This window comes from Dehalococcoidia bacterium, from assembly GCA_030648205.1.
Taxonomy (GTDB): domain Bacteria; phylum Chloroflexota; class Dehalococcoidia; order JAUSIH01; family JAUSIH01; genus JAUSIH01.
In genome coordinates this window covers 1-23,886 of the sequence record JAUSIH010000042.1, presented here as the reverse complement: position 1 = coordinate 23,886, position 23,886 = coordinate 1, and the positions used below count along the sequence as shown (strand labels likewise).

Sequence of the window (23,886 nt, the reverse complement as noted above, 5' to 3'; positions counted from 1 at the left end):
GACGCGCCCTCCATCCCCTACACTTCAAAAGTCACCGGCACGATCATTGGCCGGCGCTTCGTTCGCTCGTAGAAGAAACGTCCCAGGACGTCCTTCAGCTTTGTGTTGACGTAGCTCCATTCCGTGGGGCGCTCGCTTCCCTGGCCCAGGGTCTTGAGGACAAGCTGACGGCTCTCTTCCAGAAGGTCCGGCTCCTCCACGAAGCCCGCGGAGACCACATCCGGCCTGCCCGCCGCGCGTCCGGTGCGCTTGTCCACCGCCACCATGACGACCACGAACCCGTCGCGGGAGAGAAGGCGACGATCGCGCAGCACGGCGCTGTCCATGCCCCACAGGCGCAGGCCGTCCACGTAGGTGGGGCCGCTCGGCACCCTGCCCACGACATCGCCCCGCTGGGAGTTCAGTTCCAGCACATCCCCATCCTCCAGAACGAAGGTGTGCGCGGGCGGAATGCCCATGGTCTGAGCGAGCCGGGAGTGGATGACCATGTGCCGGTACTCGCCGTGGACGGGGAGAAAGAACCGAGGCCTTAGCAGGCTGATCATCATTTTCTGCTCTTCCTGGCTTGCGTGCCCATGCACGTGGACTCGGGCGATCCTGTCGTACAGAACATTGGCGCCGAGCCGGAAGAGGTCGTCTATGGTCTTGGAGATGACGGTCTCGTTGCCGGGGATAGCGGACGCGGAGAAGACGACCGTGTCGCCCGGGATGATGGACAGGTCCCGATGGTCCTGATGGGCGACGCGCACGAGCACGGACGACGGCTCGCCCTGGGTTCCCGTGGCGACGAAGACCACCTTGTGCGGCGGCAGGGCCTTGGCCTCATGGACCTTGACCAGAAGGCCCGTGGGGGCCGCCAGATAGCCCATCTTGAGCGCCATCTGCACGTTGTTCTCCATGCTGCGTCCCAGGACGCAGACACGCCGGTCGTGCGCGGCGGCGCCGTTGATGACCTGCTGGATGCGCGAGATGAGCGACGCGAAGGTGGCGATGATGACCCGTCCCGGCGCTTTGGCGATGACCTGCTCAAGCGTCTCCGAGACCACCTGCTCGGAGGGGGTGTAGCCGGGGACCTCCGCATAGGTGGAGTCCGACATGAAAAGCAACACGCCTTCGTTTCCCACTTGGGCCAGCCTGCCGAAGTCCGTGGGCTTGCCGTCCACGGGCGTGTGGTCAATCTTGTAGTCGCCGCTGTGGACCACCGTGCCCACGGGCGTGCGGATGATCAGGCCCATTGAATCCGGGATGCTGTGGCACACGCGGTACCACTCCACGGCGAAGGCCCCCAACTCAAGGGGCACGCCGGGCTTCGCCACGTGGAGCTGGGCATCCCTTTGGAGGCGATATTCCTTAAGCTTGACCTCTATAAGGCCGTGGGCAAGACGGGGAGCATAAACGGGGACGTTCAACCGGCGCAGGAGCCACGGCAAAGCGCCCGTGTGGTCTTCATGGCCGTGAGTAATCAGCACAGCCCTGACCTTCTCCTTGTTCTCCAGCAGGTAGGTCATGTCCGGGATTACCAGGTCCACGCCCTGCATGTCCGCATCGGGGAACATGACGCCGCAGTCTATGACAACGATGTCGTCGCCATACTCCAGCGCCATCATGTTCATGCCGATCTCCCCCAGACCACCCAGGGGAATGACGCGTAGCTTGTCTCCTGCCATTGTTTCTTCACCTCGGCCCCACGGAATCTCTTCGCTGTGGGGTTGTTTCTTTTCAAAAAATCTCAGTGCGCCTAGAACATGCCGATCTGACGCGGCTCCTCCGGCGGCTTGGTCGGCGCGGCGGGCGCGGCCCCGTCCGCCTGGGCTTGGGCCAGAAGGGATGGGAGCTTCTTGAAGTCCTCTTCCAGGGTCTTGCGCAGGCTCTGCCGGTAGAGGGCTGCGGCGGGATGCAGCATGGGAAGTATGTAGACGCCGCCGTACCGGCGGGGCGTGCCGTGAATCTTGGATATGGACTCGCTGGGAATGAAGCGCGCCAGGGAGAACCGCCCCAGCGTGACGATAACGCGTGGCCGGATGACCTCAATCTGGCTGTCCAGCCACTTCCGGCACGCCTCTATCTCGCCGGGCAGAGGCTCCCGGTTGTTGGGAGGACGGCACTTCACCACGTTGGTGATATAGACATCGCTGCGCTTCAGCCCCGCTATCTCAATGAGTTGCGTCAGGAGCTGTCCGGCGGCGCCGACGAACGGACGGGCCTGCTGGTCCTCGTGATAGCCCGGCCCCTCGCCGATGAACAGCACCTGAGCGCGCGCGGGTCCCTCCCCGGGCACCACGTGCGTCCGGCCCTTGGCGAGGCCGCAGGCGGTGCACGCGGAGCACTCCCTGTGCAGGACGTCCAGGGCCGCTTGGGCAGGTTGTGCTTCCGCCATAGCTATGACCTCATGCGACAGCTACCGAATCTGTCGCAGCGCCGGAGGACTGTCGTAAAAGCGCCATGCGGGGGCGCAATACACCGCCCCCCGCCTATTGTACCGTGCAGCGGAACGCTTCTGGCATCCTGCATGTTCCGGTTTTCCCATCGGTTCACGTACAGCCTCGTCGTGGTTCATCTTAGCAAAGGTCTAAGACCCCGTCAATGAAGGCGCTATCCGACCAGCCCCAGGGCGATCAGGCGCAGGCCCACCAGGGTCAGCGCCAGCGCCAGCAGCCGTATAATCCACGTGCCTCGCACGTGCGCCGCCAGCCGTGCGCCTATCTGCGCCCCAGGCAGCACTCCCGCCGCCAGGAGCAGGACGCGCACGAGCCCCGTTCCCGGGGCCAGTTCGCCGGAGGCCACGTGGACGGCGGAGCCAGCGAAGGAGGTGACTACCAGGACGAATTGAGACGTGGCGGTGGCGATGTGGACCGGGAAATGGAGCAGGTTGACAAGCGCGGGCACGTGGATGATGCCGCCGCCTATACCCAGGAGGCTGGACAGGAAACCGACCACGAAGCTCAGCGCCAGGCCGATGCGCAGGTCGAACGCGTACGCGTGGCGCTGGCCGAACTGATCTACTAGAGTGCGTATCTTCCAGAAGACGCTGGCCGGCCGGTCCGGCGACGCCCTCGCGCGTACGCTCATGAACGACAGCGCCGATATGACGACGAGCACCACGCCGAAGACCACGCTGAACAGGCCGCGGGACACCAGCGAGATGGCCAGCGCCCCCAGCACCGCGCCGGGCACGGTGGCGATGGCGAACAGCGCCCCCGACTTGTAGTCTATGCGCCGCATGCGCCCGTACGCAAAGGAGCCGGACAGAGCGTTGAAGAAGACCACCGCCAGGGAGATGGTGGTCACGGTCGCTGGCTTCTCATGCGGGTACATGAAGAGGAGCACGGGCACCAGGAGAAAGCCGCCGCCAGCTCCTATGAGCGTCCCGTACGTGCCCACGACTATCCCGAGCACCACGAGGAAGCCTGCCTGCAGGATGTCCAAGGCGCTACACCCTAAGGCCCGAATATACGAAGATAAAGAAGCGCACCCGTTGTGCGGTCCCCAGGCTCCAGCCGACCAGCGAGGCCATTGCGGCGCACCTTCGTCACCAGGCTAACAGGTCGCGGCGCGGCCAGGGCGCAAATAAATCGAGGTGCGCCCTCAGGGTACGCACCTCGATAAGTCCTTCATAAGCGGTCGCGGAATCCGCGCGGCTTCCCGCCGGCGCCACGCTTACTCCTGCCCGGTCTTGTTCTTGATAAATTCGACTGCGTTCTGGACGGTGCGGATCTTCTCCGCGTCCTCGTCGGATATCTCCAGTTTCTTGCTGCCGTCGCTGAACTCTTCCTCCAAGGCCATGATCAGCTCCACAAGGTCCAGGGAGTCCGCGTTCAGGTCGTCAACAAAGGAAGCCTCCAGCTTGACCTGACCTTCCTCCACCCCCAACTGGTCAACGACGATCTTCTTGACCCGGTCGAAAACTTTGCCTTCCTTCGGCAAGGTCCACCCTCCTTTCCGCGAGCGTTTGGCCGGGCCATGTCCGGCCTCGTCATGCGAGAGTTGTCTGGTGTTACTGCGTGACCCAGCCTATCCTTCGGCGCCATTGGCTTGCCTGTCTACGCGGAGACGAGGGTCGCTTTCTCCCGCTCCGCCATCAGGCTGCCCAGCACGCCGTTCACAAATTTGGGAGAGGCCTCACCGCCAAAGAGCTTCGCAATCTCCACTGCTTCGTTGATTGCAGCCTTGGGCGGCGTCTCATTATCGAACAAAATCTCAAATAGGGCAACCCGCAGGATGTTTCTGTCCACCGGGGCCAGTTGCCCCACTGGCCAGGCGGGAGCTAACCTCTGGATTATCCCGTCGATCTCCCGCTGGCGCGCCCGGACGCCTCGCGCGAGCCTCTGGGCGAACTCCTCCAAGAGTGGCTCCATCTTGGCATCCTCCAGGACGTGTTGAAGAACGCTCTCCACATCGTGGCGCGTGCAGTCCACCTCGAAGAGGACCTGGAACGCGAGGACGCGGGCCTTCCGCCGGGAATTGCGCATGGCCCACCACCTAGTACATGACCATGCCGCCGTCCACGTGCAGCACGTGGCCGGTGACGTAGCTGGCGTCTTCGGAGGCGAGGAAGGCGGCCGCCTTGGCGACTTCCTCTGGCTGAGCGGGTCTGCCCAGAGGAATCCTCTTGAGGAACTCCTGGCGGACGCTCTCCGGCAGGCTGATGGTCATGGCGGTCTCCACATAGCCGGGTGCGATGGCGTTGCAGGTGACTCCACGAGACCCAACCTCCTGGGCCGTGGTCTTGGTCAGGGCGATAAGCCCCGCCTTGGCCGCGCTGTAGTTGGCCTGGCCGGCGTTTCCGGTCCTGCCCACTACGCTCGCAATGTTAATGATACGCCCCCATCGCGCCCGCAACATGCCGCTCAGGACGGCGCGTGTGCAAAGGAAGGCGCCCGTCAGGTTGATGGAGAGCACCTTGTCCCAGTCGTCGTCGGACATGCGGAGCAGGAGCTTGTCCCGCGTGATGCCCGCGTTGTTCACCAGTATGGACACCTGTCCAAGCTCCTGGACAGCCGTCTCCACCATCTTGATGACCTGGTCGGGCGCGCTGATGTCAGCCAGGGCGATGGAGGCCTTTCCTCCCTTGGCGCGGACTTCGGCGGCGACGGACTGGACGGGGGCAGGGTCGCCCACGTCGTTCAGGACAAGGCTAGCTCCCCTCTCCGCGAGGACCAGAGCGATCGCTCGGCCGATGCCTCGGCCACTGCCAGTGACCAGGGCGACCTTCCCGGAGAGGCTGGCGGTCATGATTGGGACGGACTCTAGGCGCGGGACCCGACGCCAGCGGGGGACCCGTCGATGTTGATAGTCGTAATATCCTTGCTAAACCGCTTGGCCAGGCCGGACAGGACCCGTCCGGGGCCGATCTCGACGAAGGTGTCGGCGCCCGCGCTCAGCATATACTCCATCGAGCGCGCCCAGTGGACGGCATTGCACATCTGCTTGACGAGTTCCGCCTTGATTTCGTTCACCGTGGTGATGGGGTGCCCCGTGCAGTTGGCTACCACGGGGACCGCCGCGGGGGCGAAACGAAGCTCGGCCACGGCCTTGGCTATGCCCTGCGCGGCCGGCCACATCAGAAGGGAGTGAAAGGCGCCGCTCACTTCGAGCGGGATCACGCGGCGCGCGCCGCGCGCCTTGGCCATGTCCATGGCCCGGGCGATGCCTTCGCGGGAGCCGCTGATGACTATCTGCTCCGGGGAGTTGATGTTGGCGATCTGCGCGTCAGCTTGCTGGCAGACTTCTTCAAGGGCCACCTCGTCCAGCCCCAGGACGGCGGCCATGCCGCCCGGCCGAACGGTGGAGGCGTACTGCATCAGGCGTCCCCGCTCGCGGACGAGGCGGACGGCCTCAGCGAAGGTGAGCGCGCCCGCGGCAACCAGGGCAGTGTACTCGCCCAGGCTGTGCCCCGCGACAAAGAGGGGCTTGGACATGTCCACAAGGCCCTCGCCCTGCGCTGACCGCATGCAGGCCACGCTGACGGTCATGATGGCGGGCTGGGCGTTCACGGTCTGGCGGAGCTCGTCCTCCGGACCCTCAAAACACAGACGGGACAGCTTCCAACCCAGCGTGCTGTCCGCCTCCTCGAAGATTGCGCGGGCCTCGGCTGAGCTCTCGAAGAGAGTGCGGCCCATGCCCACGGCCTGGGAACCCTGACCAGGAAAGAGAAGTGCTATGTTTCCCATCCAGTTACCACCCCCATAAAGTATAAAGCCTGAGGGGCGCGTCCAGAGAACGCTCCGTCAGGCTGATGCTATCCGTTAGGCGGCCGCTTTCTTGCTCTTGACGGCGACTACCTCCTTGCCGTTGTAGGTGCCGCACACGGGGCACACCCGGTGTGGCATGCGGGGTGTCTTGCACTGGGGGCACGGGGCCAGGGACTTGAGATGCAGCGCCTGGTGGCTCGTCCTGTTGCCGTGCCGGGCGTGCGAAAATCTTCGTTTAGGCAGAGGTGTCATGAGGGCTCCTTCTAACTAGTTCTGGGAACCGGACGAACGGGACTGGGCCAGGAGCTTCTTCAGGGGCGCCCAGCGGGCGTCGCGCGGCTCGGCGCAGTCGCACGGACGCTCGTTCAGGTTGGCTCCGCAGCGGGTGCAGAGGCCGCGGCAATCGCTCTTGCAGAGGGGCTTCATGGGGAGGCTTAGAAGGATGTACTGTCGCACAGCCTCCTGGATGTCCAGGATGTGGTGTTCGTCAATGGTGAAGGCGTCCTCTTCCGGAAGGGGCAGACGTATCCCCGTCGTAACGTCCACGGTGGGAAAGAACTCCTCCTCAATATCAAACGCAGCCGACTGCCGGCATCCCGCCAGACAGCGACCGCACGTGGCGCTGGTCTCCGTCTCCAGGTGACCCGTCACCAGAATGCTTCGATCGGTCCGCAGGAACGTCAACGCGCCCACCACGCGCTCGGCGCCCGAGCCCTGGCCGGCGGGGAAGGCGTCGTCCACCACAACCTGCCGGACGGAACCTATGGGCCCCTTCAACTGTTGGGCTACGTTGAACTGCATTGCCAAAGCCTGATCAAGGCATGTTCCGGAAAGCATAATCGGGAGATTATATGCACGATTGGCTTCAAAAGTCAAGTTGGCCGTGTGCCCGGTACTGTATCAGTTTGCCGTGGTAGGGAATGGGACTCTACCCGTCACACCGGCGAAGGCCGGTGTCCAGAGACGTGCGTGGGGGAGACGCTCTGATGGATTCCGGCGAAAGCCGGAATGACGACGACCTAACTGATACACTACCGTGTGCCCTCACACCATTTTGCACAGGGCGACAACCTGCTGTGGTCGGTGCGGAGCGGATGACCTCATCACCACGGTCCCCCCTCATAAGACGCAGGGGACATGAGAGAAAACTCAGGGGGGGGACACCTCATTCAACCATCTCAGGGCAGGCTCTGAAGCTCCGACGTCCTTCCGCGGAAGGACTGTGAGAGCTATCCTTTTCCATAATGCGCAAGCGCCTGTTATCGGCAACACCTGTGCCTTAAGCTGTGAGAGAACACGGGGGGGCGCCGGGGAAACCGGGCCGGGCCGACCGCGCCACCAGAACACGGAATCTCGATCTGGGCCTGGTGCGCCAAGCGCTACGACTATTCCGGCGAGAAGAGCTTGGAGATGTCGCCCCGAAAATCGTCCAGCGCCTTGCGGACGTCCTGAACGTCGTCGCTGCTGACGGGGGTGAGCTCCCGCAGCCGGGCCAGCTCTTTTGCGGAGAGGTCGGTTACGATCTCCGGCGGCTTCCCCTCGTCGTTGACGACCGCGGCGACAAGCCCGGTGTTCCGACAGCCGCCGCAGACGAGGCGCAGGAACCAGGTTTGTTCCTCATGTCCCAGAACATGGACGTCGTCCGCTTCATAACGCCGCCCGCACGAGGCGCAGGATACCTGAGACATCACCCTCTTGAAGAAGCCTTCGTCCATGCGGCACCCAAGCCTAGGAGGCCTTGCTGCCGCCCTTGCCGAAGTCTTCCAGGTCCAGGGTGTCAATGAATTCCTTGAAGGCGGACATGCGCCGCACTTCTTCCTCGTCCACCTTCTTCGGCGTGCTGGGCGCGCCGGGCTCCCCGGCCAGGGCCTGCGGCTGTGTCTGAGAGACTGGCTCACCGGTCTCCTTGTCCAGCACGATGCCCGCCTTGTCCAGGACGTGGTTCTCGGCGTAGATGGGGACCTTGGTGCGGACCGCCAGGGCAATGGCGTCGCTCGGGCGCGCGTCTATCTCCACCTTCTTGCCGTCCACCTGCAGGATGACCTTGGCGAAGAAAGTGTCGCTCTGAAGGTCGCAGACGATGATGGAGTCCACCGAGGCGCCGAGCGTCGTGATGACCAGTCGGAGGAGGTCATGGGTCAGGGGCCGCGGGACGGAAACATCCTGGAGCTTGATGGCGATAGCATCCGCCTCCGCCGGGCCAATCCAGATGGGCAGATAGCGGTCGGCGTTCTTCTCCTTCAGGATGACCACCCGCTGGTAGTTCATCAAGCTGACGCGGATGCTGTCAATAGTCATTTCCATCATAGGCCCGGGCCTCCTGCGCTCCCAACACTTCTCAGATGCTTATTCTACCCCACCGTCCACGGCCAGAGCAACACGTTCACCTTCATGCGTCGGCGCTTCGGAGGCGGGCGCGAAGAGCGCCATCCGCCATGCGCCGCTCACGTGCCCGTGGAGTCCCGCTCGCGGGCGGGCGACAGGAGGCGGCTCAATGCATACCCGGCGAAAAGGGCCAGGATGACGACGGTCGGCGCGAAGCTCTGGGGAGTGATGGAGAGCGGGAACAGGGCGAGCATGAAATAGAGGGCCACCAGGAAGACCAGAAGATGCTCGTCACCCAGGAGGCGAATCCTGGAGACGCCCCAGCCCGCCAGCGCCAGCACAGCCAGGTGGCCCGCCTGCGCCGCAAGCCAGAGAGGACCGAACCACGCGCCGAAGCCGGGCAGGAGCAGCAGGTCCAGGACGAGCTTGACCGCATTCTTCGCGGCCCAGACCAGCGGGTCGGCGAGAACGTGCCGGATGGCCGCCTGCGTGAACGCCGCCTCCGCAGCCTGGCCGAGGAAGTAGCGCCCGGTCAGGAACGAGTCGCCCCCGCGAATCCCGTTAAACTCCGCTGCATTGGCGGGGTCAACAAGCTGGTCGGCATACCCCCAGCGCCAGCCCGGTTGCGCCGCCGACCACAGGCTGGCCCCGCGTTCGCTGGAAACGAACGTGAAGACGCCCATGTCCTGATAGTTCCGCATCGCCCAGGGAAGCATCACCAGCAGGACAGCGCCCACCAGGAGGACGCCGTGCAACGTGCGTCGGGGCCAGGACAGGGGCAGGAGGCCAATCGGCAGCATCCACAGCAAGCCAATGACGAATGGGAGAGGGAATGCGACAGGCTGGGTGAGCGCCGCCGCGCCCAGGAGCGCTCCGGCCAGCAGAGTCAGCAGCACGGATGGCCTCCGCGTAACAGCCACAAGACACAGGAGGCTGAGCAACAGGAACAGGATGAAATGCGGCTCGTTCGTCATCGTCACCGCATTGAAGAGCAACACGGGGTGCACGGCCAGAAGCAGTGCGCCAGCCAGGGCCGCGCGCGTGTCCCACAGAGACCTGGCCAGATAGTAGGCCACGAGAATGCCCGCCAGGACAACGACTATCTGGGAGAGGCGCAGGACGTTGAAGTTGTCCCCCTGAATGGCCCGCAGGCCCGCCAGAAAGTAGGAGTAGAAAGGCTGACGCATCCGCGTGGGGCTTTCAAAGGCGTTCCCGTACACTCCGTTGTCGAGCAGGCGCGTGGCCGTGCCCCAGTACTCCTCGAAGTCCGTCCCCTGGTCCACGTAAACGTCGCGCCCCGTGGCCGTAATGAAGACGAACAGGGAGAGCATGATGACATTCGCGAGCAGCAGGACGGCGCCGAGGTTGGCGTGCCACTCGGCGAAACGGCGCCACCCCTGTTTGACCAGCGCGAGAAGCCGACTACCCACTCAGTCCAATCTCCTGGCGACTACCGGCGTGTCCTCCGCGGCATGCCTCCGAGCGGCGCGCGACGGAAGCGGTGACGGGCATGAGACGCGCCGCCGCAGCGCGCGCGTACGGTGCGTCTCCGAAGCGGAGTATAGGAACAGGGCTTCCCTACGTCAAGGCGGGGCCTCCGCGGGGTGCTTGGCCACGTGGCTCCTGAGAAGCCACGCTATGAACCCTCATCGGGCGTTGGGGCTGGCCCGCGCTGCACCACAGCCTTCACGCGCCGCTGAAAGCGTCCACGGTCGAGCATCACGCGCCGGCCGCACCCGCTGCAGAGCGCGCCGATGTCGGCGCCCGTGCGAACGACCTTCCACAGGTCGCTGCCGCACGGATGGGCCTTGCGCAACTGCACCACATCGCCGACGCGGATATCCAGGGCGACCACACGCTAGCCCTTTCGCGCCGCTGCGAGAGCCTGTCGAATGCGCTGGCGCAGGCCCTCGGCGGCCCGTCGCGCCGCCTCCGCGAAGTCAGCCCCCTGCGAGGCGAACAGGACCTGACGCGAGACATTGATGATGGTGGCCCCGCCTTGCGGGGCATCCAGTCCGTTCCGCACGGCCTCCTCCAGGTCGCCGCCCTGGGCGCCCACGCCCGGCACCAGCAGGTGCGCGCCGGGGCAGAGGGAGCGGATGCGTCGAAGCTCGTCGGGGTACGTGGCGCCTACCACCAGCCCCACGGACGCCGCGCTCTTCCAGGACATGGCCCGCGACGCCACCCACTCGTAGAGGGGGCGCGGCTCTCCGCCGCCGGGCGGGCGCACCTCCAGCGCCTGGAACTCCGCGGAGCCGGGGTTGGATGTCCGACAGAGGACGAAGACGCCCTTGCCCGCGCGTGAGAGGAACGGCTCCAGGGTATCGCCCCCCAGGTAGGGGTTCACCGTCACCGCATCGAAGCCCCACACGTCGAAGAGCGCCGTCGCGTACGCCCTGGCCGTGTTGCCGATGTCCCCGCGCTTGCCGTCGCCGATGACCGGGATATGGCTCGGCGCCGCCTTCAGCGTCTCCTCCAGCGCCCGCAGGCCGGGGTTGCCCAGGGCCTCGTAGAAGGCCAGATTGGGCTTGAAGGCGCAGACCAGGTCCGCGGTCGCATCAATGATGGCCTTGTTGAATGCGCCAACATCCCGCCCAGCCATCCGCGCCGGGTCCGGGTCCAGGCCCACGCACAGAAGGCTGTCGTTCCGCCGGATAGCCGCGGCCAGTTTCTCGGAGAAGTCCATACCGGCCCATCTTACCACGGCGAGGCTCCCGCGCCGTAGTTGCTCGGGCAGTCTCGGTGGACAAAGAAAAGAGCTGGCCCCAAAGCCAGCTCTCTTTAGTGGCGCTCTGTTCGACGGCGCTTACGACGTCTCGGCGGCGACCACCGGCGCAGGTGGCGGCGTGGCCGACGGCGTGCTCACCAGGACGCCCGCGACCTCCGGGTGCTCCCGGTTCAGGCGCGTCACGGTGATCTCTCGCGGCTCCTCGTTGACCCACGCCGTCTCGACATTCCGGGTGAAGAGGCCGGCTTGCACCATCTCATCCAGGAGGCGGTGCGCCTTGTCGGCGGATATGCCGAGCTTGCAGCGCGGGTCACTCACCCACTGCTTGATGCCCCGGAACGTCGGCTGCTTCCACTTTATCTCCAGGTAGGCTGCGGTGCGGATGAGCTCCTTGCGCAGCACCTCATCGCTCAGGCCCTCGTCCACTTCCACCGGGTCCGACCCGGAGGCGCACTGGACCAGGTCGTTGCTCACCGCGCCGGGCACGCCGCTGATGATGACCTTCTTGCCAAAGCGGTTCTTCAGCTTGACCGCCACGCGGATGAAGTCGCTGTCACCGGTCATGAGGACAAAGATGTCCACCTGCGGCCTGTCCAACAGGGCATCAATAATGTCGAGAAGCATGAAGAGATCGACCCGGCTCTCCTCGTGGTCGGTCCGCACCTTGGGCGGCACGTCCACGCGGGCGATGCCGGCGACCTCGAAGCGACGCGCCAGGGCTTCAGGATGTCTGCTGAAGTCCGCGTAGGCGCTTGCGACAGATACTCTGCCGTATTTGAGGGCCTTGGCCATCAGTTTCTGGGGGTCCGGCTCCTGGCCGTAGAGCTTGACCATTGAGTAGCGGATATTCTCAAAATCGATAAACAGGGCGACTTCGCCGCCGGCATGGTCGTTCATGATACCTCCCGATTGTCATAAGGAAAATGTCGCGAGAGGACGCGACTCCCCTCCGGTTACCAACGGAGGCAGGGCGCCCCGCGGGCCTCAATTCCAGGGCCTGAAGCTTTGGGCGGCACGCAGGGGCATCTGTCGCGCCGACGCTGCTATACGGTTGTTAAGGTGCTCCGGTCTATTATACCGCGCATCACGCCCCCGCCTCAATGGCGGCGGCTACGCGGTCACCCATCTCATCCGTGCCCACCTTGGTCTTGCCCGGCTCCATGATGTCATAGGTGCGGTAGCCTTGGGTCAGGGCCTTCTCCACGCCCCGCTCGACGGCCTGCGCCTCCTGTTCCAGGCCCAGAGAGTAGCGCAGGAGCATGGCGGCGGCCAGCACGGTGCCGATGGGGTTGACGATGCCCTGCCCCGCGCGCACGGGGGCGCTGCCGTGGATAGGCTCGTACAGGCCGTTGGGCATGACCATCTGCGTGAACGTCTCGCCGTCCCGCAGGCCGATGGTGGTGCCCGGCGCCATGCCGATGGAGCCGATGAGCAGGGCGGCCAGGTTGTTCATCATGCCGCCCATGGACGTGCTGTCGCAGACGATGACGTCGAACACGGTGGGATTGCGCATAAGCTGCATGGCGCAGTTGTCCGGCGCCTGGGTGTCTATCTGCACGTCCGGGTATTTCTTGCTCATATCGGTGAATACCTGGAGCCAGAGCTTGGACGTCGCGAAGACCGAGGACTGGGCCATCAGGCAGAGCTTCTTTTTGCGGCTCCGCGCCAGCAGGAAGCTGAACTTCAGCGTGGGCACGATCTCGTCTTCGTAGAAGTCGAGCCTGTCCGTCGCGTGCCTGCCGCGAGGGGTGTCCTCCGCCGTCTTGATCCCTTCTTTGTTGATGAGGACCATGTCCCGGACGACGACCAGGTCCATGCCCTGGATGCGGTCCGGCTTCACGGGGCTGGTGTTGATCGTCTGGGAATAGACCCTGGCGGGCCGCACGCTGATGCGATGCTTCAGCTCGCGGCAGAGCTGGCGGCGTCCCCAGCCGGGCGGATAGTTCTCGCTGGCGTGCTCCCACTGGGCGGCGCCGGTGGCCCCCAGGAGGATGCCGTTGCTCTTGTCGCAGGTCTTTATCGTCTCGGGCGTGAGCGCGGAACCCGTGGCCTTCAACGCGTTGTAGCCCATCTGCACCGGCACGAGGTTGAAATCGTGCTTGAAGCGTTTGGCGATGACCTTCAGCGCCTTGACGCCCTGTGGCACAATCTCCGGGCCGATTCCGTCGCCGGGCATGATCGCGATAGTTGCCTTCACGTGCGTACCTCCCTGATGTAGAGACGTTCAGTTAGCAAGAGTCGCCACTTGCGCGGGCCGCTGTGATTATAAGGGCCAGCGCTGCTCCAGGCAAACGTCCTTGCTGGCACAAGGAGGCGGAGCTAGGTTCTGTTGACATTGTCCGCTCACCCTGAGCTTGTCGAAGGGCGAGCCGCTCGTGGTGAGCTTGTCGAACCATGAGCGGTTGATGATACCGCCCTTTTTCGCAAGTAGGTACTAGGAGGGAGGTCGGGCGGCGCTTACGCGGGCGGGGCCGCGGCCCTCACGCCCTTCTCGTAGGTCCTTATCCTGTCCTCGTGCCGGAGGGTCAGGCCGATGTCGTCCAGCCCGTTCAGCAGGCAGTGGCGCTTGAACTCCTCGATGTCGAAGGAGGCGCTGAAGCCTTCGGCGTCGAAGACACGCTTCTGCTCCAGGTCCACCGTCAGCCTGTAGCCCGGCTTCGACTGGGCCTTCTGGAGGAGCTGATTGACCTGCTCCTCGGGAAGCACGACGGTGACAATGCCGTTCTGAAAGCAGTTGTTGCGGAAGATGTCGGCGAAGCTGGGCGCGATGACGGCGCGGATGCCGTAGCCATCGAGCGCCCAGGGCGCGTGCTCCCGCGACGACCCGCAGCCGAAGTTGCGGCCCGCCACCAGCACGCTGGCGCCCTGATAGCCGGGGGCGTTCAGCTCAAAGCTGGGGTTCAGCTTGCCGTCCGGCAGGTAGCGCCATGCGAAGAAGAGGAACGGGCCGTAGCCCGTCCGCTCGATGCGCTTCATGAACTGGGCGGGGATGATCTGGTCCGTGTCCACGTTGACCCGTGGCAGCGGGGCCACGATACCGGTCTCTTTCACGAATGGTTTCATATATCACTCCCGTTCGGGCGAGTCACCTCACCCTCCTTCGGCAAGCTCAGGACAGGCTCTGGCCCCCTCTCCTTGAGGAGAGGGAGACGGGCCACTTGGACCGCCACCTCCACCTCTTCAACCGCTGTGATGGAGGGAATAGGCTCTCCGTGCTTGCGCATGCTGGCTATGTAGCCCCGGATGGCCTCCCTGATGTTGGCGATGGCCTCCCGTTTGGTCTTCCCCTGGGAGTGGCATCCGGGCAGAGCCGGACAACTGGCGACAATATATCCGTCCTCGTCTTTTTCAAGCGTGATGGCGAACTTCATAGACCCCTCCGCCAATTGCGACAATCCGCAGGAGTTCAACGGGAATTATAGCAGAGATCAGGCGCAAGCTACGGGGCGAGGAGCGCGCGTGGCGCATCCGGGTCGGCTCCTGCCGCGTCGTGTACGACGTCCACGACGACCGCGCGCTGGTGGTGGTCCTCAAGGTGGCCCGCCGCAGCGAGACCACGTATAGGCGATAGCTTCCGCGGTCTGACCTGGCGCCATGGCTGAGGCAACTACCAGCGGTGGAGCACGGTGAGCAATACGCAAATCCCTTCATCCAGCGGCGCTTCCGCAAAAGCTTTGGTGGCATTATGATTCTATCCTACCTGACTCGCCTTTTTGTGGGTATTCATCCTCATGGACGTGGCTGATAACCGGATTCACGAAAATGCCTGTTACTTTCTGTAATTGTTCCATGTTCCTTTGATCTTCTTCTGTCCATTCTGGTAAATACATAAGACAAAAGTCATAAGAGCAAGCTGGTCGGATTTTCATTTCGGTAGCTATCCCCAAAACCGTTTTGTTTTGTTGGAACTTCCCCCGCGCAACCCGACAAATGGCGGCTAGCATTGCTGTCCTTTTTTCTCTCGGCTCTGGATCGTCTTGAAATAGAAAACAATATGTTACTCCATCACTTTGCACCATTCTGCGGAACAAATCGTGAGTGCGTTCGTTGTGCGCCTTGATATGAGCCTCAATGAAAACTTTACTTAGATATCGCCTTTGAAACCTATTTGGACGGGCAAGCTCACGAGCAACAAGCTCATAATTTTCAGAACCCTCATGCGCATGTGTCCTATTGATGATACTGTCCCAACCATAACTTATTTCATCGGCTTTTTTCTTATTCCTGTATTCCGGCCTGTCTTGCAAATGTTCCCATGAGCCATCTTGGACTACGACACAATCAAACTTATTGAATCTGTCAAACCTTCTGTCATCCATTAGATAAATAGCAAGCAGCTCTTCTTCGCCACCCAGAATAATAAATGACTTTCCCGTGTTGAGAAGCTCCTCCTTTGCTTTCAGATATTCGGCAAAGTCACTGATTGTATCTAACTCGTTAAGAATGGTCTGCGTGAAATCCTTAGTGAAAATATGGGCTGTGTGCCTTTTGATTTCCTCGGCAAAGGAAAAAGATTCCTCGCCTTCGCCTAGAAGAACAGCGATAAGATATACTTTTTTGACAACGTTAGGGTCAAAGTGTTCTTTTCTTCGCCGGGAGTTTTCTAGCTCAATAGGGGTTTTTAGGTCAAATAGCTGTCTTCTGGCTCCAGAGAGTTGGCGCAGATTCTTTTCAACCTCCGACTTTTTATATGTTCCATTTTTATCAAGCTTAAGGTCTTTGACCTGCCAGATTATTGCTATATCGTCAAAAATCACTAACAGGTCACATAGCTCTTTGCCATCGGGTAGTTTGGGATTCAAAAAACACCAATCTATCAGAAAGGTCTTTGCCGCCAATTCGTGGACAATCCTTTCTGCGGTTTTGCCCTTTAGCCGAAAATAATCTCTTGGAAAGGATGGCTTTTGTTGGGCCATGTTTTGCCACCACCTCACCGAATTAAACTCGGGGTCGTTCTCCTATCAATCGCAGCATCTGAACCGACTCCTTCTGGAATATCGTCCGTCGGCTATCCCCAGCTAGCTACTGCCCGACTGCACGCCAAGCCCGCTAGCCAGCGATTCCGTTCACCCTGACCATTGTCTCAAGGGGCCTCTCCAACGTTTTCGCCGAGCCCTCCTTTGCTATCTCTACCGCGTTGCGAAGCTCGTCTTTCCAGCGAAATATGGGAGGCTCTTTCCAGCGTATGATCTCTCGCCGATGCTCTCGGTCTTCCGTAACCGTGAGATTGGTCACTTTCCGCGCATAGATAAATGGATTGTTTCCACACCTCATCCGATCACCGTGTGGTACGCCATTAATGATGAAGAAGTGACGGCTCGCTTTGTAAGGTATGGTGTGTGGGCGATTGGCGAGGTAGGCCACTTCTTGAGCTGTACATGACGTCATCAAATAATACCCCTCGATATAGCTGGCTATCCAACGGTCCCCTTTCCGAGCGCTGAAAATAGCTATTAAAGGGTCCGATACTTTCGCATGATGTGTTGCCCCTTCCCAAGTGACGAGCCATGCTTTCATAGCTGTTGCTGCTCGCTGCTCAATAATCATATTGCAGTCTCGCTACACAGCATCCCAGAGGGGGAGTCCTACTGTAACCAAGTCTGTCAGCCGCTCCCTACTCTACGCTTTCCGGTAAATCCGCCCGCCGGACTCGCGGAACTCCCGCGCCTTCTCCTCCAGCCCCGCCGCGATGGCGGCCTCCCCTTCCAGCCCCTTCCGCCGCGCGTACTCGCGCACGTCCTGCGTGATGCGCATGCTGCAGAACTTGGGGCCGCACATGGAGCAGAAGTGCGCCGTCTTCGCGGGCGACGCGGGCAGCGTCGCGTCGTGGTAGGCGCGGGCCGTCTCCGGGTCCAGCGCCAGGTTGAACTGGTCCTCCCAGCGGAACTCGAAGCGCGCCTTCGACAGCGTGTCGTCCCACATCTGAGCGCCGGGATGCCCCTTCGACAGGTCAGCGGCGTGCGCGGCGATCTTGTACGCGATGACCCCCTGCTTCACGTCCTCCCTGTCGGGCAACCCCAGGTGCTCCTTCGGCGTCACGTAGCACAGCATCGCCGTGCCGTGCATGCCGATGACCGCCGCGCCGATGGCCGACGTGATGTGGTCGTACCCGGGCGCTATGTCCGTGGTCAGCGGCCCCAGCGTGTAGAACGGCGCCTCGTGGCACACCTCAAGCTGCCTGTCCACGTTCTCCTTGATCTTGTGCAGCGGCACGTGGCCCGGCCCCTCGATCATCACCTGCACGTCATGCGCCCACGCCACCTTCGTCAGCTCGCCGAGCGTGTCCAGCTCGCCGAACTGCGCCTCGTCGTTGGCGTCCGCGATGGAGCCGGGGCGCAGCCCGTCGCCCAGCGAGAACGCGATGTCGTACGCGGCCATGATCTCGCAGATGTCCTCGAAGCGCGTGTACAGAAAGTTCTCCTGGTGGTGGGCGAGGCACCACGCCGCCATGATGGAGCCGCCGCGCGACACGATGCCGGTCACGCGCTTCGCGGTGAGCGGCACGTAGCGTAGCAGCACGCCCGCGTGAATCGTGAAGTAGTCCACGCCCTGCTCCGCCTGCTCGATGAGCGTGTCGCGGAAGACCTCCCACGTCAGGGCCTCCGGCTGGCCGTCCACCTTCTCCAGCGCCTGGTAGATGGGCACCGTGCCTATGGGCGTCGGCGAGTTGCGGACAATCCACTCGCGGGTCGTGTGAATGTTCCTGCCGGTGGACAGGTCCATGACCGTGTCCGCGCCCCATCGGGTGGCCCACACCATCTTCTCGACCTCCGCGTCTATCGAGGAGGCGACCGCCGAGTTGCCGATGTTCGCGTTGACCTTGACCAGGAAGTTCCTGCCGATGATCATCGGCTCGCTCTCCGGGTGGTTGACGTTGGCGGGAATGATGGCGCGACCGCGCGCGACCTCGTCGCGGACGAGCGCCGGGTCCAGCCCCTCGCGTATCGCGATGAACTCCATCTCCGGCGTGATGATGCCCTTGCGCGCGTAGTGCATTTGCGTCACCGTCCGGCCCGACTTCGCGCGGAGGGGGCGGCGCGTCAGCTCAGGGAAGACGCGCATGGTGTCTCCCGCGCCGACGGTGCCATCGTCCACGGGCATGACCTCGCGGCCCGCGTACTCCTCGACGTCGCCGCGCGCCAGAATCCACGGGCGGCGCAGCGGCGCAAGCCCCTTGCGCACGTCGGTCTGCACCGCGGGGTCGGTGTACACGCCGCTGGTGTCGTACACGCGCAGCGGGGCGTTCGCCTCCGGGCCGGCGCGGCCCTGCGTGGGCGTCAGCGATATCTCGCGCATCGGCACGCGCACGCCCTCCCGCGCACCGGGCACATAGACCTTCCGGCTCGCCGGAAAGGCGTATGTCGTCGTGATGGGTTTCTCGGATACCTGTGTCATGCTGTCCTCCCTATGCAGTCGCCACCCCGCCCTGCGGGGCGGCGGGACTCAGGCTGGGGTGTGCGAGAGGAGGGGTACAAAAAAAGACCACTGCGAACCAAAAGCCGGTCACAATGGTCTCCGTCTCTGGCCGCTTTCCCTACGCTCGTCTTCCGCCTCCGGCGTTTGCGCGCCGGCGACGGCTTCCCGAGATCAGGTTCGAGGGGTTGGTGGGCTTGATCCCGCCTCTCAGCTACTCGCTCCCCCAGCGTACCGTTCCGTATTCACTTCGCCGCTCATAAGGCGGCACCTTCTAGTACCTAGTTGCGTAAATCAGCGTAATAAGACTTGTATCTGGTGAACCACGGCGCACGTTCGGTGAAGGGTACGCGGTTTGTCGCCATTAGGTACTAGGTTCTGTTGACATTTGGTATTTTCCCGCTCGTGGTGAGCCTGTCGAACCATGAGCGGGAATGTCAACAGAGCCTAGTGTCCTCTCCCTGAAATACGCGTACGAATTGTCATTGCGAGGCCCGACGAAGGAGGGCCGTGGCAATCTGGCGGCGGGGCGCACCCTTCCTCCAGATTGCTTCGTCCTCCGGCTTGCCGGAGTCCTCGCAATGACATTGTGGCAAACTTCGGTGACACCACTCTAGGATAGCACGTCGCGCCCGCGGCGCTCAACCGCCGCACCATCGTTCCCGGGGCACTCCTCCCCCCGTCATTCCTGAGAAAGCAGGAATCCACTCCGTGGGGTCTGGATTCCGGATCAAGTCCGGAATGACGGGAACTGTAAGGCCGTCGCAAGGACCATGCATCGTCCTCTAGCCCGTCATTCCCGCGAAAGCGGGAATCCACTGCACGCGATATTCTTGGCGGGAAGGCGTCAGACGCGATTGCCGCGTCGTCGCTCCCGTGCCTCCAGCAGCCGCTGGATGCGTTCCGCCTCGCCTGTCGTGTACAGGCGCTTGCGCGAGGGCCTCTCCGGCGGGCGACCCGACGGCGTCAGCACCGCGCCGGGCAGCGCCTTCACGTCCACCGCGACGCCCGCCACCAGCATGTACACGCGATTCGCCGCCTCCGCGAACGTCTGGTTCACGCGGCCCAGCAGGTCGCGGTAGGCGCGGCCCAGCGGATTCGGCGGCACCAGCCCCAGGCCGACCTCGTTGCTGACCAGGATGAGCGTCGCCGCGCCGCGACGGTGCGTGTCCAGCACACGACCCACCTCCGCCAGCAGCACATCCTCCACCGTCTGCGGCTCCTCCCCCTGCGCGGCCAGCATGCGATTGCTTACCCACAGCGTCAGGCAGTCCACCAGCACGGCGTCGAAGCCCTTCGCCTCGCCCACGGCCTCCGCTAAGCGGAGCGGCTCCTCGACGGTCGTCCACGTATCGGGACGCGCCGCCTGGTGGTTGGCGATGCGCTCCTCCATCTCGGCGTCGCCGGCCTGGGCCGTCGCCACGTACAGCACGCGCGGCCCGCACGAGCGCGCCAGCCTCTCCGCGAAGGCGCTCTTGCCGCTGCGCGCGCCGCCCAGGATGAGGATCAACTCGCGACGTATCGTCATGGCTTACCCTTCGACTGGCTCAGGGTGAGCGGGGCTTGTTCTCCGCTCATGGCGAGCCCTTTGGAGCCGCTCATGGTGAGCCTGTCGGAACCGCTCATGGTGAGCCTGTCGGAACCGCTCATGGTGAGCCTGTCGGAACCGCTCATGGTGAGCCTTTTGGTGCCGCTCATGGTGAGCCTTTTGGTGCCGCTCATGGTGAGCCTTTTGGTGCCGCTCATGGTGAGCCTTTTGGTGCCGCTCATGGTGAGCCTGTCGAACCATGAGCTTGTGGGGCAACGCGCCTTCATCGCTGCCTCTTCGTGGCCCAGACGTTGTCCAGCCGCCCGCACATCTCGTGCAGGAACGGGTGCGCCTGGCAGACGCACGCCGCCTGCTCCGGCGCGGGGCAGGCGCGCATGAGCCGCAGCGAGTCCTGCACCTTCACCGCCGCGACCGGCCCCAGCAGGGCCTCCGGCGCGGGGTGCGCGCCGTTGCCGATGGCGTCCACGCGCTCCCAGAGGAAGTGGCGCGCGCACGTGCCGCAGCGCAGCATCGCGAGCGTGCGCGGCGCGCCCGTCTCGTGGCGATTCGTCACCGTCGCCACCGACACGAGCGCGCGGGCGCAGACGGGGCACGCGGCGTTATCTGGCGCTTGCATGGATGTGTTCGACCATCCCCCTGTCCCCCTTCCAGACCTGGAAGGGGGAAGAAATTGAATCTGGGGGATACCCCCAGACCCCCGGTCTCTCGACTTCGCTCAGAGCTTGCCCTGAGCTTGCCGAAGGGACAGGCTACGGGGCTGCGCCCCTCTGCGCTCCTCGTCTTTGCCAATCTAGTGTAGAACGAGACCGCCTCTCTTGTCACCCTGCGCGGAGCGAGGAATGGACAAGGATGAGCGGTTCGCTTTCTGTCATTCCGAGGAAGTCCTTTGGGGGAAGGACGACAGAGGAATCTCTCCCGCAGCCTAGCCCCTTTACGCGGCGTTCGCGTCCGACAGGAGTTGCCCCCGCCTGCCCTCCCGCCGCTGCGCGCGCGGGGCCTGCTTGAACTGCGCCGTCGGCTCCAATGCCTTGTTAGACCGCGCGTTCATGGGCGATTGCCTCACGAAGTGCCGCAATGCATTCGAGGTGCTTGTTGAAAGGCAACTCGGAATAGATACGGACTATACCGGTTCCTGCGGAATCCCTTGTCGTAACCCCGATATTGAGTCGCGTCGTCTCAGAGCGTCCGGTCCGTTGGTCGAACAGAAACAGGTTGATCGTGACCTCGTCAAGGGCCCAGATCCCGTTCAATGTCGGCGACACTGCGAACTGGTGCCTTACTGATCTGCGCCCCGTCTCAAGCGCATATTTCTCGCCGTCCAACAACTGATTCTGGCAGAACCATTGCACAGCGGGAGAAAGGCAGTGCTCGAAGGGAACACCGAGATCAACTTGGGTTGCGGTTCCGTAGCCAATGAGTTGAATTCCGTTCCGGATGTCATTCCATCGTTTCTGCGCACCTGCCGCTGCCCACACCATTTCGGCTACGTCTGCAACGATAAGTTCGGCGATCTCTCTGACCCCTTGAACAATGACATGGATCGTTTCGTAATTGATGTTGATTGAGCGGATCACGTCAAAATCGGTCGCTGTTCGCATGAATCTGCCGTTCTCAAACCGAATGCCCTCGTCTGAGCGAATGAGGGCGTTCCCAATGTCCTGATCGGTAATGTCCGTCCGGCTGAACGCCGCGTTCTTCGTTGGTCGCGCAAACGACACGGAGTACTTCTCCTTCAACAGGTCGGTCAGAGCGCTAAAGGCCGCCACTCGCAAAGGAAAAGTGCGAGGATTCATCGTGTAGACGACCTCGGTCTGAATGACTTCTAGCAACCATTTGGGAAGAACCCGATCCAGAGCCGGCTGTGCTTCACGCCGCCGCTCTGCGGCGATCGTACTGATTCCCTCCAGAATCTGGCGCGCCTCTGCGGTAACGGACTCATTCTTCTCTGTCATGTCTCGTCCTCCACATCACTCGCTAGTTTCGGTACTCAGCGAAGTTCCAGCGCTTTCGCCGCGTCCATCAACCCTTGCCTCGCCGCCGCGAGGTTGCCCGCAGAGCGAGACGTTGTGTTGTTCAACAACTCAAGGCATTGTTTCTGCAAATCCAAAGGCAGCCACATCAGATTCCGGACGTATGCCATTGTGTCCGGCCCGGCGAGCTTCCCGTCCTTCTCAAGGTTGAAGAGCAGCTGCCAGATCGCCTCTAGTGCCGTGTGCCGACGCTGAAGGATCGCCAACACGATCTGGTGCCTTCGGTCCTCCTCGTGCTGACGTGCTTGACTCTCGATCTGTTGCCTGACCGATCGGAGGCTGACCGCAGACGAGACTACTGCAACGATCCCGCTGATGACGGCACCCCCAATGCCCGCTAGAACGACCGGCGATAGCTCAATCATTCTCGTAAGCACCTTTGGACTGCCGCAATAGGATTCATATTCGTCACTGCCGCCGGTGGCGCCCTCTAACAGTGTCTTTTATCCGTATTCTGTTTCGACAGCATACTACCCCCGGCTCGGCGGCATGTCAACAACGTTAAGTGAAGGAGGGTCCGGATGGTGCTGGGCAGGCACGGCTTGCCGTATGCCTTTCTTGCGTTGGGAGATGCTTCCGTGCGTTCGCAATGACAGGGGTCACCGTCCCCTTCCGAGGAAGGGGGCCTCCAGCCCGGCGATGCGCCGCACCGCGCCCATGTCCAGGCTCCCGCGCACGACGTCCGCCAGCCGGTCGTAGTCGGCGTCGCGAGAGTCCGACTACGGCGTGTACTTTACGCCCTTGCGCGCCGCCGTTGCAACGGCTTGTTAGGCGCGGACACTCCCTGGCGTTCCATATCCAAGTCCATGCGCTCGGTGCTGATTGGGTTGGAACATCGGGCGCGCCAAATCGTCGTCAGGCCTGGAGAAATGTGAGCAGATCGGCGTTGATCTGGTCCTTATTGGTGGAGCACAGGCCGTGCGGTAAGCCCGGATAGACTTTCAGCGTGGCCCCCTTGACGATCCTGGATGAGAGCATGGCCGAGGCGCCGATCGGCACGATCTGGTCGTCGTCGCCGTGCATGATGAGCGTCGGGACGTCGAACTTCCTGAGATCGTCAGTGAAGTCCGTCTCGGAAAAGGCCTTAACACAATCGATGACGCCCTTGAATCCGGCCAGCATCCCTTGCAGCCAGAACGAATCCCGCAGCCCTTGCGAGACCTGAGAGTTTGGTCTGTTGACGCCGTAGAAGGGCGCGCTGAGATCCTTGAAGAATTGCGAGCGGTCGGCGAGCACGCCGGCGCGGATTTTATCGAACGCGTCGATCGGTAACCCGCCGGGATTGGCGGCCGTCTTCAGCATCAGAGGCGGCACCGCGCCGATCAGCACGGCCTTGGCCACACGTTTGGTGCCGTGGCGGCCGATATAGCGGGCGACTTCGCCGCCGCCCGTGGAGTGCCCGACATGGATCGCGTTCTTCAGGTCGAGCTTTTCCACGAGCGCCGCGAGGTCGTCGGCGTAGGTGTCCATTTCGTTGCCATTCCAAGGCTGGCCTGATCGGCCATGGCCGCGGCGGTCATGGCCGATGCAGCGGTATCCGCGGGCACCCAGAAACACCATCTGGTCTTCCCAGGCGTCCGCACTCAGCGGCCAGCCATGGCTGAAGACCACGGGCTGTCCGCTGCCCCAGTCCTTGTAATAGATCTGCGT

At 62.9% G+C, this 23,886-nt stretch carries 26 protein-coding genes, 1 pseudogene and 1 riboswitch; all 27 genes and pseudogenes read right to left on the bottom strand.

All coding sequences use genetic code 11. The features are described from left to right. Window positions 1-17 precede the first annotated feature (17 nt). The gene (locus Q7T26_05065; GenBank protein ID MDO8531527.1) at window positions 18-1,667 is read right to left on the bottom strand and encodes a ribonuclease J; all 1,650 of its coding nucleotides are present in this window, start codon (window positions 1,665-1,667) and stop codon (window positions 18-20) included. A gap of 71 nt (window positions 1,668-1,738) precedes the next feature. Next, window positions 1,739-2,377, bottom strand: coding sequence for a uracil-DNA glycosylase (locus Q7T26_05060; GenBank protein MDO8531526.1), 639 nt, complete (start codon window positions 2,375-2,377; stop codon window positions 1,739-1,741). 215 nt (window positions 2,378-2,592) lie between these two features. Then, window positions 2,593-3,420 (bottom strand): sulfite exporter TauE/SafE family protein, encoded by an 828-nt coding sequence (locus Q7T26_05055; protein MDO8531525.1) that lies wholly within the window; start codon window positions 3,418-3,420, stop codon window positions 2,593-2,595. 237 nt (window positions 3,421-3,657) lie between these two features. Beyond that, the gene (gene acpP, locus Q7T26_05050; GenBank protein ID MDO8531524.1) at window positions 3,658-3,924 is read right to left on the bottom strand and encodes an acyl carrier protein; all 267 of its coding nucleotides are present in this window, start codon (window positions 3,922-3,924) and stop codon (window positions 3,658-3,660) included. A gap of 116 nt (window positions 3,925-4,040) precedes the next feature. After that, complete coding sequence (nusB, locus tag Q7T26_05045; protein MDO8531523.1) at window positions 4,041-4,469, bottom strand: transcription antitermination factor NusB; 429 nt, start codon at window positions 4,467-4,469, stop codon at window positions 4,041-4,043. Between the two features lie 10 nt (window positions 4,470-4,479). Beyond that, a complete protein-coding gene (gene fabG, locus Q7T26_05040; protein ID MDO8531522.1) occupies window positions 4,480-5,232 on the bottom strand; it encodes a 3-oxoacyl-[acyl-carrier-protein] reductase in 753 nt (250 codons plus the stop codon). 14 nt (window positions 5,233-5,246) lie between these two features. Next, window positions 5,247-6,170: an ACP S-malonyltransferase gene (fabD, locus tag Q7T26_05035; GenBank protein ID MDO8531521.1), complete on the bottom strand. Its 924-nt coding sequence runs from the start codon at window positions 6,168-6,170 to the stop codon at window positions 5,247-5,249. A 75-nt stretch (window positions 6,171-6,245) separates the two neighbouring features. After that, window positions 6,246-6,443, bottom strand: a complete 198-nt coding sequence (gene rpmF, locus Q7T26_05030; protein MDO8531520.1) for a 50S ribosomal protein L32 — start codon at window positions 6,441-6,443, stop codon at window positions 6,246-6,248. 15 nt (window positions 6,444-6,458) lie between these two features. Next, window positions 6,459-6,992, bottom strand: a complete 534-nt coding sequence (locus Q7T26_05025; protein MDO8531519.1) for a DUF177 domain-containing protein — start codon at window positions 6,990-6,992, stop codon at window positions 6,459-6,461. Between the two features lie 584 nt (window positions 6,993-7,576). After that, a complete protein-coding gene (locus Q7T26_05020; GenBank protein MDO8531518.1) occupies window positions 7,577-7,879 on the bottom strand; it encodes a hypothetical protein in 303 nt (100 codons plus the stop codon). 40 nt (window positions 7,880-7,919) lie between these two features. Then, a complete protein-coding gene (locus tag Q7T26_05015; GenBank protein ID MDO8531517.1) occupies window positions 7,920-8,498 on the bottom strand; it encodes a bifunctional nuclease family protein in 579 nt (192 codons plus the stop codon). Between the two features lie 137 nt (window positions 8,499-8,635). Then, on the bottom strand, window positions 8,636-9,946 hold the full coding sequence (locus tag Q7T26_05010) for a glycosyltransferase family 39 protein (GenBank protein MDO8531516.1): 1,311 nt from the start codon (window positions 9,944-9,946) through the stop codon (window positions 8,636-8,638). 206 nt (window positions 9,947-10,152) lie between these two features. Next, window positions 10,153-10,371, bottom strand: coding sequence for a DUF951 domain-containing protein (locus Q7T26_05005; GenBank protein MDO8531515.1), 219 nt, complete (start codon window positions 10,369-10,371; stop codon window positions 10,153-10,155). 3 nt (window positions 10,372-10,374) lie between these two features. Beyond that, complete coding sequence (pyrF, locus tag Q7T26_05000) at window positions 10,375-11,202, bottom strand: orotidine-5'-phosphate decarboxylase (GenBank protein MDO8531514.1); 828 nt, start codon at window positions 11,200-11,202, stop codon at window positions 10,375-10,377. 120 nt (window positions 11,203-11,322) lie between these two features. Continuing rightward, entirely contained in the window at window positions 11,323-12,141 is an 819-nt protein-coding gene (locus tag Q7T26_04995; protein MDO8531513.1) for an NYN domain-containing protein, read from the bottom strand. Window positions 12,142-12,328: 187 nt separating this feature from the next. Continuing rightward, entirely contained in the window at window positions 12,329-13,441 is a 1,113-nt protein-coding gene (locus Q7T26_04990) for an isocitrate/isopropylmalate family dehydrogenase (protein ID MDO8531512.1), read from the bottom strand. 260 nt (window positions 13,442-13,701) lie between these two features. Further along, complete coding sequence (gene leuD, locus Q7T26_04985; protein MDO8531511.1) at window positions 13,702-14,307, bottom strand: 3-isopropylmalate dehydratase small subunit; 606 nt, start codon at window positions 14,305-14,307, stop codon at window positions 13,702-13,704. A gap of 104 nt (window positions 14,308-14,411) precedes the next feature. Continuing rightward, a pseudogene (locus Q7T26_04980) lies at window positions 14,412-14,615 on the bottom strand (type II toxin-antitoxin system HicB family antitoxin). Between the two features lie 312 nt (window positions 14,616-14,927). Continuing rightward, window positions 14,928-16,160 (bottom strand): hypothetical protein, encoded by a 1,233-nt coding sequence (locus Q7T26_04975; GenBank protein ID MDO8531510.1) that lies wholly within the window; start codon window positions 16,158-16,160, stop codon window positions 14,928-14,930. 133 nt (window positions 16,161-16,293) lie between these two features. Continuing rightward, window positions 16,294-16,791 carry a hypothetical protein gene (locus tag Q7T26_04970; protein MDO8531509.1) on the bottom strand — a complete coding sequence of 166 codons (498 nt, stop codon included), beginning with the start codon at window positions 16,789-16,791 and terminating at the stop codon, window positions 16,294-16,296. Window positions 16,792-16,863: 72 nt separating this feature from the next. Beyond that, the gene (thiC, locus tag Q7T26_04965) at window positions 16,864-18,639 is read right to left on the bottom strand and encodes a phosphomethylpyrimidine synthase ThiC (protein MDO8531508.1); all 1,776 of its coding nucleotides are present in this window, start codon (window positions 18,637-18,639) and stop codon (window positions 16,864-16,866) included. 118 nt (window positions 18,640-18,757) lie between these two features. Then, window positions 18,758-18,895: riboswitch (TPP riboswitch) on the bottom strand. A 609-nt stretch (window positions 18,896-19,504) separates the two neighbouring features. Continuing rightward, a complete protein-coding gene (gene cobU / locus Q7T26_04960; protein ID MDO8531507.1) occupies window positions 19,505-20,185 on the bottom strand; it encodes a bifunctional adenosylcobinamide kinase/adenosylcobinamide-phosphate guanylyltransferase in 681 nt (226 codons plus the stop codon). Continuing rightward, window positions 20,182-20,472 carry a hypothetical protein gene (locus Q7T26_04955; GenBank protein ID MDO8531506.1) on the bottom strand — a complete coding sequence of 97 codons (291 nt, stop codon included), beginning with the start codon at window positions 20,470-20,472 and terminating at the stop codon, window positions 20,182-20,184. Before Q7T26_04955 ends, cobU begins: the two co-directional genes overlap by 4 nt. Next, window positions 20,469-20,822, bottom strand: coding sequence for a hypothetical protein (locus Q7T26_04950; GenBank protein ID MDO8531505.1), 354 nt, complete (start codon window positions 20,820-20,822; stop codon window positions 20,469-20,471). The genes Q7T26_04955 and Q7T26_04950 overlap by 4 nt, the downstream gene beginning before the upstream one ends. A 415-nt stretch (window positions 20,823-21,237) precedes the next feature. Then, window positions 21,238-22,158 (bottom strand): hypothetical protein, encoded by a 921-nt coding sequence (locus tag Q7T26_04945; GenBank protein MDO8531504.1) that lies wholly within the window; start codon window positions 22,156-22,158, stop codon window positions 21,238-21,240. 35 nt (window positions 22,159-22,193) lie between these two features. Next, window positions 22,194-22,601, bottom strand: a complete 408-nt coding sequence (locus tag Q7T26_04940; protein MDO8531503.1) for a hypothetical protein — start codon at window positions 22,599-22,601, stop codon at window positions 22,194-22,196. Between the two features lie 490 nt (window positions 22,602-23,091). Continuing rightward, window positions 23,092-23,886, bottom strand: a 795-nt coding sequence (locus Q7T26_04935) for an alpha/beta hydrolase (protein ID MDO8531502.1), incomplete at its 5' end; no start/stop codon positions are given.